Consider the following 13,428-nt stretch of genomic DNA (forward strand, 5'->3'; position numbering starts at 1 on the left):
CCCGCTTGCCGCGCCTGTCCGCCTCGTACAGACTCCGTCGATGACCCGTTCTTATCTCCGTACCTTCGTGCTCGCGCTGCTGGTGCTCGCGCTCCCCGCCTGCGGCTTCCACCTCCGTGACGCGCTCTCGCTGCCGGCAGACCTGGACCGGGTCCGGGTGATCGCGCAGGACCCCTACAGCGCGCTGGCCCAGTCGCTGTCGCGCTCGCTCGAGCGCGCCGGCATCGAGGTGCCGGCGGGCGACAGCCCGGGTGCGTCGGTGCTGCGGATCCACTCCGAGCAGTGGGAGTCGCAGCCGCTCAGCGTCGACCAGTTCGGTCGCGCCCAGGAATACACGCTGCGCTACGCGTCGGTGTTCTCCCTGGTCGACGGGGAGGGCGGCACGCTCGTGCCGCAGCAGGTGATCGAACTGTCGCGCGACTACGTGTCGCTGCCCCAGGATTCCACCGGCTCGGAAAGCGAGCGCGAGCTGCTGTCGCGCGAGTTGCAGCGCGAGATGGCGTCGGCGGTGCTGCGCCGGATCGATTCGGTCACGCGCAGCCGCGCGGCGGACGCCGCGGCCGGCATCGCGGTCCCGGCCGTGCCCCCCGTCGCCGAGCCCGACGCGGGCACGCCCTGAGCGGGCCGGACCGGTCGCCATGGCCCGGGATCTGACCCCGGAGCAGCTGGCCTCGGCACTTGCCGGCATGCCGCTGGCACCCGTCTACCTGGTCGCCGGCCCGGAAACCCTGCGCGTGCTGGAAGCGGCGGATGCGATCCGCGCGCGGGCGCGCGAGGAGGGCTTCGCCGAGCGCGAGGTGTTCGATGTCGACGGTCGCGACATCGATTGGGACGGACTGGAAGCCAGCCTGCGCGCGCCCAGCCTGTTCTCGGCGCGGCGCGTGATCGAGGTGCGGCTGCCGACCGCCAAGCCGGGCAAGCAGGGTGCCGAGGTCATCACCACCTATTGTGCCGATCCGCCGCCCGACACCTGCCTGCTGGTCACCGGCGGCGAGTGGAGCGGCAAGCACGGCGGCAAGTGGAGCGAGGCGATCGCGCGTGCCGGTGCCATCGCCGTCGCCTGGGCGATCAAGCCGCATGAGCTGCACGGCTGGGTCGAGGCGCGGCTGCGGCGGCGCGGCGTGCGCGCCGACCGCGACGCCGTGCAGCTGCTGGTCGAACGCGTCGACGGCAACCTGCTGGCCGCCGCGCAGGAAATCGACAAGCTGGTGCTGCTGGCCGAAGGCGGGGTGATCGATGCCGCCCGCATGCAGGTGCTGGTGGCGGATGCCGCGCGCTTCGACGTGTTCCGCCTGGTCGACGCCGCGCTCAACGGCGAAGGCGCACAGGCGGTGCGCATGCTGGCCGGGCTGCGCGCCGAGGGCGAGGCGGTCCCGGCGCTGATGGGCATGGTGGTGATGGAGCTGCAGCGCGCGGCGGCGCTGGCGCGGGTGCAGGCGCGTGGCGGCAACCTGGCCGCGGAATTCAAGGTGCAGCGGGTCTGGGATGCGAAGCAGGCGGCCTACAAGCGCGCCCTGGCACGCCACCCGGCCGCCCGCTGGGAGCGCTTCGTGGCGGTGGCCGGACGCATCGACCGCATCGCCAAGGGGCGCGGCGAGGGTGATGCGTGGCAAGTGCTCGAGCGCCTGCTGCTCGCGGTCGCCGACGCGCGCGCGCTGCCGCTGCTCGCGGCGTGACACTGCTGGCCTGCTACGGCGGCAGCTTCGATCCGGTGCACCTCGGCCACCTCGCCATCGCGCGCGCGGTGCGCGACCGGCTCGGCGCCGAGGTCGTACTGGTGCCTGCGGCGGACCCGCCGCACAAGACGCACACGCATGCCGACGCCGAGGCGCGCGCGGCGATGCTGGAGCTGGCGATCGCCGGCGAGCCGGGGATGCGCGTCGACCGGCGCGAACTGCACCGCGACGGGCCGTCGTACACCGTCGACACCCTGCGCCTGATCCGCGCCGAACAGGGGCCGCACCGCCCGATCGCCTGGGTCGTCGGCGGCGATTCGCTGCTCCAGCTCGACAGCTGGCACCGCTGGCGCGAGCTGTTCGCGCACGGCCACGTGCTGGCCGTGGAGCGTCCGGGTGCGCCCCTGGACGCGGCGACGGTGGAGCGCCTGGCGTTCACGGTGCACCGTGGCATCGAGTTCCGCCGCCGCGCGGCCGGCGCGCTTGCCGATTCACCGGCCGGTGGCTACGCCGTGCTGGCCTTGCCCGGGCTGCGCGACGAATCCTCCAGCGAAGTCCGGCGCCGCATCGCCGCCGGGGAAGACTGGCCGCCGATGGTGCCGGCAGCCGTTGCCGCCCATATCCGCCAACATGGGCTGTACGCCGACGTCACCGGGCCCGGGACCGTCGCTTCGCTATAATCGCCGCCACGCCAACGAGTCGACCCCATTGACCACGCCCACCCAAGTCATCAAGACCAGCCTGCCCAACCCGCCCCCCGCCGTTGAAGTGCTGCTGGCCACCGTGCTCGAGGCGGTCGCCGAACTGAAGGCCCAGGACGTCGTTGAAATCGATGTCCGAGGCAAGACCAGCGTCTGCGACTACATGGTGGTGGCGTCCGGCACCTCGACCCGTCATGTCAAGGCGATCGCCAATGAGGTGGTCCGCTTCGCCAAGCGCCTGGACTGCCAGCCGCTGGGCGTGGAAGGCGAGCGCGAGGCCGAGTGGGTGCTGGTCGACCTGGGCGACGTGGTGGTGCACCTGATGCTGCCGCGCGTACGCGAGTTCTATGCACTCGAACGCCTGTGGACGGTCGGCGACGAGCCGCCTGGCCGCGACGATGCCCCCGAGGCCGCCGCCGACATGGCCGCGGTCCCCGCGCCCCGCCAGACGCGGCGCTGATCCCTCGCCTGCAGGCTGCTGGCGCGCGGACCCCATGAAGGCGCGCCTGGTCGCCGTCGGTGAACGCCCGCCGGGCTGGGTGTCCGAAGGCTTCGGCGAATACCGCAAGCGGCTGTCGCACTGGCTGCCGCTGGAGCTTGTCGAAATCACCCCGGGCCTGCGCGGCAAGGGCCGCGACGCCGTGCGCGCGACCTTTGACGAAGGCCAGCGCGTGCTGGCCGCGCTGCCGCGCGACGTGCACGTGGTCGCCCTGGACGGCCGCGGCCGCGCCTGGGATTCGGAGGCGCTGGCAACCCGCCTGGAACATTGGCGGGGCCAGGGGCGCGACCTCGCCTTCCTCGTCGGCGGGCCCGAGGGCCACGCCGACGAGGTGCTGGCGCGCGCCGACGAGACCTGGTCGCTGGGCCCGCTGACGCTGCCGCACATGCTGGTGCGCCTGGTGCTGGCGGAGCAGCTGTACCGCGCGGCCGCGCTGCTCGCCAACCACCCCTACCACCGCGCCTAGGCGCGGCGACGGTCAGCCGCGGTCGAGGCTGAACGCGATCGGCACCAGGCCCAGCGCCTGGACCGGCTCACCACCGCGCAGCGCCGGGCGGAAGCGCCAGTGGCGCAGCACGTGGCGGCGCGCGGCCTCGTCCAGGCGGCGATGGCCGCTGCCGGCATGGATCGTGACCTCCAGCGGCCGGCCATCCACGCCCACCAGCACCTGCAGCATCACCGTGCCCTCGGCGCCATCGCGCAGTGCGTCGCGCGGGTAGGGTGGCGCACTCGCGTCGCCGTACTCCAGCCGCATGCCGGTAACCGGGCCCTGCCCGGGCTGCGCGGCGACGGTATCGCCGGGATCGATGGCGGGCTGCGGATCCACCGCGATGCTGCCGTGCTCGACCACGACCGCCGCCGGCGTGGCGGCTGCCTGGATGCGTTGCAGCGGTGCCGGTGCGCGCACGGTGGGCTGCGGGCGCACCACCTCGACCCGCACCGGCGGCGGATCAGGGGGCCTGGGGCGGTCGGGGACCAGCACGACCACCGGCGGCGCTTCGGCGCGAGGCACCTCCAGTGGTCGCGTCATCGGCGCGAGCAGCAGCAGGAATGCCGCCGCGTTGAGCAGCAGGGTGCCGCTGATGCCGGCGATGCGGCCGGGATCGGGGCGTGCGGCGTCGTGACCGGGGACAACGGGCTGCAGGACCATGGACCACCTCCCTCGATGCACCGGCTGATGTCCGGTATCGATGCCAACGCGCGGGACGCGGCCGAGGGGTTGAGCGGGCCGCATGCGCGACTGGGCGATGTGTCCAGATTGCCCGCTCGATGCGGACGTCGCAAGGCACGCGCTGACGCGCGGCCGCCTGCAGGCGACCGCCGGTGAGGCCGTGCGGCGACCGGCTCAGTCGCCGCCGGGTGCGGGGTCGTGGCCGCGGTCGGGGGCCAGGCCGCCGTCTTCCGGATCCGGGCGTGGCTTCGCGCCGTCCCGAGCATCCTCGCGATCACGCGGCTGGGGTTCGGCGTAGCCCGGGTTCTTGCCTGGCCGAGTGTCCGGGGATGGTGGTGCGGGCTTGCGATCGGAGCCGCCCATGTCAGCGCCCCAGCTCGAATACGACGTCGAGGTTGGCGTCGAGCGTGGTTTCGCCCGGCGAGACCGACGTGGACGCCGCATCGCTCGCCATCTCCGCCTTCACCATCCTCATCATCGGCTGCGGGGGCTGGAAGGCGCCGCCCTCGCTGATGCTGACGATGCGGCGAACGCGCAGGTCGAGCGTCCTGGCATACATCGCGGCGCGCGCGCGCGCGAGCTCCAGCGCGGCGCGGCGCGCCTCGTCATACACCGCCTCGGGCTCGTCGATCTCGAACGCCGGGCCATTGATGTCGTTGGCACCGCTGGCGACCAGCGCGTCGAGCACCTTGCCGAGGCGGTCGATCTCGCGCACCTTGATGCTGACCGTGTTGCTGGCGCGGTAACCGGTGATTTCCGGCGCCTTGTTCTCCGCGTAGCGGTATTCGGGATTGACGCTGATCCCCGTGGTGCGGATGTCCTTTTCGGCCACGCCCGCTTCGCGGATCGCGGCCATCACCTTGGTCATCTGCGCGGCGTTGGCGCGCATCGCCGCGCTGGCGTCGGTGGCCTGGGTGACGACGCCGGCGGACGCCGTGGCGACATCGGGCACCCGGCTCGCCTGGCCGCGGGCCGAGACCGACAGCAGGGTGGCGTCGGCGCCGGCCTGCATGGCAGGGGTCTGTGCGGAAGCGGTCATGGGGGTGGCACCGAGGGCGAGGGCGCAGGCGAGCAGCAGCGGGCGCAGGGCGGAATGGGGCATCGTGGTCTCCAGGTGCGAAGGGAACAAGGGTCTTGCGCATGCAGTGAACGGGTCGTGAGCCGTTCCGGGGTTGGCCGGCGCGCGCGCGTCGGGCCAGCGTTCATGCGCGGTATCCTTGCCCGATGCTGCATCTTGCCTCGCAATCCCCCCGCCGCCGCGAATTGCTCGCGCGCCTAGGCCTCGACTTCGGCGTGCTCGATGTCGACGTCGTCGAAGTGCGTGCGCCGGGCGAAGCGCCGGCCAGCTACGTGGCGCGCGTCGCGCGCGAGAAAGCCGGGGCCGGACTGCTGCGCGTGGTCGCGGTGCCCGCTGCCGTGGTGCTGGGGTCGGACACCGAAGTGGTGCTCGATGACACGGTGTTCGGCAAGCCAGCGGACGCCGCCGAGGCGGCTGCGATGCTGCGCCGCCTGTCCGGGCGCAGCCACCAGGTGCTGACCGCGGTCGCGCTGGTGTCGGCGGGACGCGAGGCGTCGGTGCTGGTGGCGACCGACGTCACCTTCGCCGACCTGTCCGACGAGGACATCACCGAATACGTCGCCAGCGGCGAGCCGATGGGTCGCGCCGGCGCGTATGCCGTGCAGGGCGGGGCCGAGCGCTTCGTGACCCGCCTCTCCGGCAGCTACTCGGCGGTGATGGGCCTGCCGCTGCACGAGACCGCCGAGCTCCTGCGCGGCTTCGGGATCACCGCGCGCACGCCGCGCGCCGGCGCCCCGGCATGAGCGAGGAGATCCTGGTCAACGTGACCCCGCGCGAAACGCGCGTGGCGGTGGTCGAGAACGGCATGCTGCAGGAGCTGCACATCGAACGCGGCTGGCGGCGTGGCGTGGTCGGCAACATCTACAAGGGCAAGGTGCAGCGGGTGATGCCGGGCATGCAGGCGGCGTTCGTCGACATCGGCCTGGAACGCGCCGCGTTCCTGCATGCCAACGACGTGATGCGCTCGCTGCGTCCACCCGAGCTGGTCGGCGACGAGCCGCCGCAGCCCGCGGCCACCCCCCCGGTCAGCGAGCTGCTGCGCGACGGCCAGGACATCGTGGTGCAGGTGGTCAAGGATCCGATCGGCACCAAGGGCGCACGCCTGACGATGCAGATCAGCATCCCCTCGCGCTACCTGGTGCTGCTGCCGCAGTCGACCGTGGTCGGCGTGTCGGCGCGGATCGAGGACGAAGCCGAGCGAGCGCGCCTGAAGTCGCTCGTCACCGGGTTCTCGGCCGGCAACCAGCACGGTTACATCGTGCGCACCAACGCCGAAGGCCAGCCGGCGGAAGCCCTGGCCGAGGACATCGCCTACCTGGCGCGCGCCTGGCTGCTGGTCGAAGGGCAGGTGGCGAGCGCGCGCGTCGGCACCTGCGTCTACGAGGACCTGACCCTGCCGATGCGTGCGGTGCGCGACCTGATGCGCCGCGACGTTGAAAAGGTGAAGGTGGATTCGCGCGAGACCTGTGATCGCCTGAAGGTGTTCGCGGCCCAGTACATGCCCGGGCTCGCCGAGCGGATCGAGCACTACAGCGGCGCGCGCCCGGTGTTCGACCTGTACGGCGTGGAGGACGAGATCGGCCGCGCGCTGGAGAAGCAGGTGCCGCTGAAGTCCGGCGGCTACCTGGTCATCGACCAGACCGAGGCGATGACCACGGTCGACGTCAACACCGGGTCGTTCCTCGGCCAGCGCAACCTCGAGGAGACGGTGTACCGCACCAACCTGGAGGCCGCGCAGGCGGTGGCGCGCCAGCTCAGGCTGCGCAACCTGGGCGGCATCATCATCATCGACTTCATCGACATGGTGGATGTCGAGCATCGCCGCCAGGTGCTGCGCACGCTGGAAAAATCGCTGCTGCGCGACCACGCCAAGACCACGGTCTACGACTTCTCGCCGCTGGGCCTGGTGGAGATGACGCGCAAGCGCACGGTGGAAAGCCTGGAGCGCCAGCTCAGCGAGACCTGCCACGAATGCGGCGGCCGCGGCATGCTCAAGACCGACGAGACCGTGACCTACGAGATCTTCCGCGAGATCGTGCGCGCGGTGCGCCAGTTCGATGCCGAGCGCCTGCTGGTGATCGCATCGCCGAAGGTCGTCACCCGGATCACCGAGGAGGAGTCGGCGGCGGTCGCCGAACTCGAGGAATTCCTCGGCAAGTCGATCCGCTTCCAGGCCGACGAGCAGTACTTCCAGGAACAGTTCGATGTGGTGCTGCTCTAGCCACGCCGGGCGCGCGTGGTGGGGCTGATGCCGTCGCCGCTGCGCCGTGGCGTGCGCGTGGCATGGCGCGGTGCCTGGTACGTGGTGGCCATCGGGCTGGTGCTGATGGCGCTGGGCGCCGGCATCACCAGCCAGTTGCTGCCGCTGGCCGAGCGCCATCCCGACCGCATCGCCGCCTGGCTGGGAGAGCGCGCGGGGCGCACGGTGGCGTTCGACCATGTGCAGACCGAATGGACCCGGCGCGGCCCCCTGCTGCGCCTCGACGGCCTGCGCATCGGCGACGGCCCGCACGCGATCCCGATCGGCGCGGCCGAAGTGCTGGTCTCGCAGTACGCGGGCCTGCTGCCGGGGCGTTCCTTCACCGAACTGCGGCTGCGCGGACTGGAACTCACGCTCGAGCGTGGCGATGACGGGCGCTGGGAAGTCCGCGGCCTGCCGGGCCAGGCGCAGTCGGGTGGCGACCCATTCGCCGCGCTCGAAGGCCTCGGCGAGCTGCAGGTCATCGACGGGCGGCTGGCGGTGCTCGCCCCGGCACTCGGCATCGATGCCGGGCTGAGCGAAGTCGACCTGCGCCTGCGCGTGGACGGTGCGCGCGTGCGCATCGCGGCGCGCGCATGGATGCGCAAGGGTGTCTCGCCGCTGGACATCACCGCCGAACTCGATCGCGGCAGCGGCGATGGCCGTGCCTGGCTGGCGCTGCGCGATGCCGACCTGGAGGCCTGGTCCGGCCTGCGCGCGGCGGGCGTCGGCGCGGCGGCGGGCACCGGCAGGATCCAGGCCTGGGCGGACCTGCGTGGCAACCGCGTCACTGCCCTGCAGGTCGCGGGAAAGCTCGACGACGTGCGCCTGCGCGGCAGCGCGGTGGCGGGCGGCGTTCCGCCGTCGCTGGATTTCGGGCGCGTCGAGATCGATGCGCGCTGGTCGGCGGTCGCGGGTGGCTGGCGCTTCGACGCGCCGCGGCTGCGCGTCGGTGCCGGCGACGACGCCCAGGTGCTCGACGGCCTGCTGCTCGCCGACGGGGCGCGCCGCGCGCTGGTCGCCGATCGGATCGACGCCGGCCCGCTGCTGGGATTGGCGGCGCTCGCCGGCGCCATGCCGCCCGCAGTCGCCAAATGGCTCCTCGACACGCGTCCGGGCGGCGTGCTGCGCGCTGTGGATGTCGCGGGTGATGCCAGCGGCCGCTTCCGCGCCCGTGCGCATGTCGAGGGCCTGCGGTTCGACGCGGTGGGCGACGCGCCGGGGGTGTCGGGACTCTCGGGCACGCTGTCCGGCGACGCCGACGGCGTGACCTTCGAATTCGACCGCCAGGCGACCCTGGGTTTCGACTGGCCGCGCGGCTTCGGGCCGCCGGCGCATGCGGTGCGCTTGGCCGGCCAGGTCACCGGCTGGCGCGACAGCGAGGGCTGGCACGTGGATACGCCGGCGCTGCGCGTGGCCGGCGACGGCTACGGTGCCGACGTGCGCGGTGGCCTGGTGTTCCAGGGCGACGGTTCGCGGCCGCGCGTGGACCTGGTCGCGGCCATCGACGACGCCAACATCGCCGTGGCCCGGCGGTTCTGGGTGCGGCACCGCATGCCGCGCGCGGCGCTGGCGTGGCTGGACGCGGCGCTCGTCGGCGGCCATGTGCGCGGCGGGCGTGCCGTGCTGTCCGGCGACCTCGACGACTGGCCGTTCAACGGCTCGGGGCAGGCCGCCGGTCCGGGGATGTTCCATGCGCGTGCACAACTCGACGACGTGGTGCTGCGCTTCGATCCCGACTGGCCGCTGGCCGAGGGCCTCGATGGCGACGTCGATTTCGTCGCCGACGGGTTTTCGGTGGCCGGCAGCGCCCGCGTGGCCGGGGTGCCACTGCCGGCGCTGTCCGGCGGCATCGCGCATTTCGGCGACGCGCCGCTGCTGGTGCGCGCCGACATCGCCGGCGATGCCGGGCCGGTGCTCGCGCTGCTGCGTGCCAGCCCGCTCCGCAAGGGCCGCGAAGCGCTGCTGCAGGGGCTGTCCGCCACGGGTCCGCTGCGCGCGCAGTTCGCGCTCGACCTGCCGCTGCACCGCTCACCGGCAAGGCCGGTGATCTCCGGCCGGGTGCTGCTGGAAGGCGCCACGCTGGGCGACAGGCGCTGGGACGTGGCGTTCGAGGATGTCCGCGGCGAAGCGCGCTACGACGGGCAGGGCTTCGTCGCCGAAGGGCTGCGCGTGCGCCGCGACGGCCAGGCCGGCACGCTGGCGTTGCGCGCCGGCATCGGGCACGTCGCCGATCGCGGCAATGCCTTCGAGGCGGAACTCGGCGCCAGCCTGGCCGCGTCCGAGCTCGCCGCACGCGCGCCGCAGCTGGCCTGGCTCGGCGACCGCCTGCGCGGGCGTTCGCGCTGGACGCTGGCGGTCGCGATCCCGGTCGACGCCGGTGCCGACGGCGGTGGCGGGCGCCTGCAGCTGCGCTCGGACCTGGTGGGCACGCAGTTGCTGCTGCCGGCGCCACTCGACAAGGCGGCGGCCACGCCGCTGGCGGCTCGCATCGATGTCGACCTGCCGCTGGGCGAGGGCGACGTGGACGTGGTCCTCGGCAACCGGGTCGCGCTGCGCGCACGCAGCCGCGGCAACCGCACCGGGGTGCTCGCGGTGCTCGGCGGCAACCGCATCGAAGGCGAGCCGCCGGCCTCCGGGCTGGTGGTCAGCGGGCGCACCCCGGTGCTGGATGCGCTCGACTGGGCGGGCCTGGCCGGTGGCGGTGGTGGCGCGGACGGCGGCGCCGGTGGCGACGGGCTCGCGCTGCGCCGGATCGACGTGCAGGCCGGGCGCCTGCAGCTGCTGGGCAGCGCGTTCCCGCAGACCCGCGTGGTGGCCGAACCGGTGGCGACGGGAACCGCGGTGCGCTTCGACGGACCCGCACTGGCCGGTGGCCTGCTGCTGCCGCGACGTTCCGGTGCGGCGCTGACCGCACGGCTGCAGCGCCTGCATTTCCCCGCACCGGGTGCGCGCGCTGGCGGTGGCCGGCAGACCGCCGACGCGAAGACAGAGGCCCTGCCGGGCGAGGCCATCGATCCGGCGCGCATCCCGCCACTCGACATCAGCGTCGACGACCTCCGCTTCGGCGCTGCCACGCTCGGCGCGGCCCGCCTGCGGACCCGACCGACCGCGAACGGGCTGCAGGTCGAGGAGTTCCATGCCGTGCAGGGCCGCCAGCGCATCGACGTGGAAGGTGACTGGCTGGGGCGCGGCGAGGCGGCGCGCACACGCGTGGAGGTCACCCTGGCAAGCCGCGACTTCGGCAGCCTGCTGTCCGGCTTCGGCCTGGGCCAGCGGCTGGACGGCGGCGAAGGCGAGGCGAACTTCGACGCCACCTGGCCTGGTGGCCCCGCGGGTTTCCGCCTCGACGCACTCCAGGGTCAACTGGCGGTGACCATCAAGGATGGCCGCCTGGTGGAGGTGGAACCCGGTGCCGGCCGCGTCCTCGGCCTGCTCAGCATCACCGAGCTGCCGAGGCGCCTCACCCTGGATTTCCGCGACTTCTTCTCGAAGGGTTTCGCCTTCAACCGCATCGGCGGCACGGTCGTGTTCGGTGGTGGCCAGGCGCGCAGCGACGACATGCTGATCGATGGCGCCGCGGCGGAGATCAGCATCCGCGGCACGGCCGACCTGCGCGCGCAGACCTACGACCAGCGCATCGAGGTCGTGCCGCGCACCGGCGGGTTGCTGACCGCGGTCGGGGCGCTCACCGCGGGCCCGGTCGGTGCCGCCGTCGGTGCGATGGCCAACGCGGTGTTCGAGCGGCCGCTGGGCCGCGTGGGCGCCAAGGTCTACCACGTCACCGGGCCGTGGAAGGACCCCAAGGTCGAGGTTGAAGGGCGCGAGGTGCCACCCGCGGCGGAGACGGCGCCGGTGGACAGGGAGCCGGGCGGCGCGGGTTGATTCGCTGCCCGGTGCCCGCATGTTCCCGGGCTACGCTTTCCAGGACTCCAGCCGATGACCCAAGCCCTTGCCCTTGCCGAAGCCCGCCTGCTGCTGCCCGCGGGCCTGGATGGCGGCGGCCTCGAACGTGCGTTCGGGCAATTGCTGGGGCCGGGCATCGATTTCGGCGACCTGTATTTCCAGCACGCGCGGCGCGAGAGCTGGTCGGTCGAGGACGGCATCGTCAAGGACGGCTCGCACTCGATCGAGCAGGGCGTGGGCGTGCGCGCGATCAGCGGCGAGAAGACCGGGTTCGCGTATTCCGACGACATCAACGGCGCGGCGCTGCTTGCGGCGGCGCAATCGGCGCGCGCCATCGCGCGCAGCGGACACGAGCATGCGGCGAAGACGCTGGTGCCGGCCGGCGCGCGTTCGCTGTACGCGGCGACCGACCCGATCGACGCGATGGGCAACGACGCCAAGGTCGAGGCGCTGCGCCGCGTGGACCGGCTGCTGCGCGCCGCCGACCCGCGCGTGAAGCAGGTGATGGTGAGCCTGTCGGGCGGCGTCGACACGATCCTCGTGGCGCGCTCGGATGGCGTGGTCGCCGGCGACGTGCGCCCGCTGGTGCGGCTCAACGTGCAGGTGATCGTGGAGCAGGGCGGCCGCCGCGAGAGCGGCTACGCCGGCTACGGCGGCCGTTACTCCTACGAAGAGCTGCTCGGCGACGGGCGTCCGGAGCAGTTCGCGCGCGAGGCGCTGCGCCAGGCGCTGGTCAACCTCGATGCGATCGACGCGCCGGCCGGCATCATGCCGGTGGTGCTTGGCCCCGGCTGGCCCGGCGTGCTGCTGCACGAAGCGGTCGGCCACGGCCTGGAGGGCGATTTCAACCGCAAGGGCACCAGCACCTATGCCGGGCGCATGGGCCAGCGCGTGGCCGCGCCGGGCGTGACCATCGTCGACGACGGCACGCTCGACAACCGCCGCGGCTCGCTCAACGTCGATGACGAAGGCACGCCCACGCAGTGCACCACCCTGATCGAGGACGGCGTGCTCACCGGCTACATGCAGGACACGCTGAACGCGCGCCTGATGGGCGTGGCGCCGACCGGCAACGGCCGCCGCGAGTCGTTCGCGCACCTCGTCATGCCGCGCATGACCAATACCTACATGCGCGCCGGCCAGGACGACCCCGCCGACATGATCCGTTCGGTGAAGAAGGGCCTGTACGCGGTCAACTTCGGCGGCGGCCAGGTCGACATCACCAGCGGCAAGTACGTGTTCTCGGCCACCGAGGCCTACCTGATCGAGGACGGCAGGGTCACCGCGCCGGTGAAGGGCGCCACCCTGATCGGCAACGGCCCTGAGACGATGCAGAAGGTGCGCATGGTCGGGCATGACATGGCGCTCGACGACGGCGTGGGCGTCTGCGGCAAGGACGGCCAGAGCGTGCCGGTGGGCGTGGGCCAGCCGTCGCTGCTGATCGATGGCATCACCGTCGGCGGCACGCGCGCCTGATGCCGGCGCGCATTGCCATGCGCGCGGGAGGAGGACCGCCTGCCGGAGCCGGCATTGCCGGCTCAGGACGTGGCGTCGTCGCCGTCCGGGTTGGCGCCCCCGTCGTTGAACTGCTCGGTCTCGCCGTCGCCGGGCTGCAGCAGCGTGCGCACCTCGCGGAACAGCTCGCGGAACGCGCGCGGCGGCTTGTTCGCCTTGCGCTCGGCGAGCGCGTTGCGCACCAGCTGCCGCAGGCGCTGGCGGTCGGCGCCGGGGAACTCGTCCAGCAGCGCGGCCAGCGCGGCGTCGCCGTCGTCGCCGAGCAGGCGTTCGCGCCAGTCCTCGGCGCGGTGCAGGCGCGCGGCGTCGATGCGCGCGGCTTCGCCGCCCACTTCCAGCGCGTCGCGGAGCGCGTCCAGCGCGTCGTCGTCCTCGCGGCGCAGCTGCTTGGCCAGGAACGCGATCTCGCGCTTGCGCGCGATGTGCGAGGTGATGCGCCGCGCCCGTTCGATGAACTCCGGCAGGTCGTCGCCGAGCGGCAGCTTGTCCAGCCGACCCGGGTCCAGCGCCACCAGCTGCTGCGCGAGCGCCAGCACGTCGAGCGCCTCGCGGCGCTGCGCGCTGCGGCTCTCGCCAAGGAATTCGCCGGTGTCTTCGTTCTTGCCACGCATGTGCCGCACCCCGTATAGACCATGAAGGATAA

Annotated in this window: 12 protein-coding genes; 9 read left to right on the forward strand and 3 right to left on the reverse strand. The window is 73.0% G+C overall.

From position 1 onward, the window contains the following. Positions 1–40 precede the first annotated feature (40 nt). Genes lptE through rlmH form a run of 5 tightly spaced genes read left to right on the forward strand, consistent with a single transcriptional unit; the run spans position 41 to position 3,342 of the window. Positions 41–619 (forward strand): LPS assembly lipoprotein LptE, encoded by a 579-nt coding sequence (gene lptE / locus IDM46_RS05980; RefSeq protein WP_185115106.1) that lies wholly within the window; start codon positions 41–43, stop codon positions 617–619. 19 nt (positions 620–638) lie between these two features. Further along, positions 639–1,676: a DNA polymerase III subunit delta gene (gene holA, locus IDM46_RS05985; RefSeq protein ID WP_185115107.1), complete on the forward strand. Its 1,038-nt coding sequence runs from the start codon at positions 639–641 to the stop codon at positions 1,674–1,676. Continuing rightward, entirely contained in the window at positions 1,673–2,356 is a 684-nt protein-coding gene (gene nadD, locus IDM46_RS05990) for a nicotinate-nucleotide adenylyltransferase (RefSeq protein WP_185115108.1), read from the forward strand. Before holA ends, nadD begins: the two co-directional genes overlap by 4 nt. A gap of 28 nt (positions 2,357–2,384) precedes the next feature. Further along, a complete protein-coding gene (rsfS, locus tag IDM46_RS05995; RefSeq protein ID WP_182821482.1) occupies positions 2,385–2,837 on the forward strand; it encodes a ribosome silencing factor in 453 nt (150 codons plus the stop codon). Positions 2,838–2,871: 34 nt separating this feature from the next. Then, the gene (gene rlmH, locus IDM46_RS06000) at positions 2,872–3,342 is read left to right on the forward strand and encodes a 23S rRNA (pseudouridine(1915)-N(3))-methyltransferase RlmH (protein ID WP_182821481.1); all 471 of its coding nucleotides are present in this window, start codon (positions 2,872–2,874) and stop codon (positions 3,340–3,342) included. A gap of 12 nt (positions 3,343–3,354) precedes the next feature. Here the strand turns inward: rlmH and IDM46_RS06005 are convergent, their stop codons facing one another. Together IDM46_RS06005 and IDM46_RS06010 are read right to left on the reverse strand one after the other, a co-directional pair. Then, entirely contained in the window at positions 3,355–4,026 is a 672-nt protein-coding gene (locus IDM46_RS06005) for an energy transducer TonB (RefSeq protein ID WP_182821479.1), read from the reverse strand. Between the two features lie 385 nt (positions 4,027–4,411). Further along, positions 4,412–5,149, reverse strand: coding sequence for an SIMPL domain-containing protein (locus tag IDM46_RS06010; protein WP_182821477.1), 738 nt, complete (start codon positions 5,147–5,149; stop codon positions 4,412–4,414). Between the two features lie 122 nt (positions 5,150–5,271). On the opposite strand from IDM46_RS06010, the gene IDM46_RS06015 reads away from it, so the two are divergent. The 4 genes from IDM46_RS06015 to tldD are packed head-to-tail and all read left to right on the forward strand — an operon-like array spanning position 5,272 to position 12,746. Next, on the forward strand, positions 5,272–5,868 hold the full coding sequence (locus IDM46_RS06015; RefSeq protein WP_185115109.1) for a Maf family nucleotide pyrophosphatase: 597 nt from the start codon (positions 5,272–5,274) through the stop codon (positions 5,866–5,868). Continuing rightward, entirely contained in the window at positions 5,865–7,346 is a 1,482-nt protein-coding gene (rng, locus tag IDM46_RS06020; protein ID WP_185115110.1) for a ribonuclease G, read from the forward strand. Before IDM46_RS06015 ends, rng begins: the two co-directional genes overlap by 4 nt. A 27-nt stretch (positions 7,347–7,373) precedes the next feature. Further along, on the forward strand, positions 7,374–11,249 hold the full coding sequence (locus tag IDM46_RS06025) for a YhdP family protein (protein WP_185115111.1): 3,876 nt from the start codon (positions 7,374–7,376) through the stop codon (positions 11,247–11,249). Between the two features lie 54 nt (positions 11,250–11,303). Beyond that, the gene (tldD, locus tag IDM46_RS06030) at positions 11,304–12,746 is read left to right on the forward strand and encodes a metalloprotease TldD (protein ID WP_182821468.1); all 1,443 of its coding nucleotides are present in this window, start codon (positions 11,304–11,306) and stop codon (positions 12,744–12,746) included. 62 nt (positions 12,747–12,808) lie between these two features. Here tldD and yjgA read toward each other — a convergent pair whose 3' ends face one another. Continuing rightward, positions 12,809–13,396, reverse strand: coding sequence for a ribosome biogenesis factor YjgA (gene yjgA, locus IDM46_RS06035; protein ID WP_185115112.1), 588 nt, complete (start codon positions 13,394–13,396; stop codon positions 12,809–12,811). Between the last annotated feature and the right edge of the window lie 32 nt (positions 13,397–13,428).

The sequence above is a fragment of the Luteimonas sp. MC1825 genome (genome assembly GCF_014764385.1).
GTDB lineage: Bacteria > Pseudomonadota > Gammaproteobacteria > Xanthomonadales > Xanthomonadaceae > Luteimonas.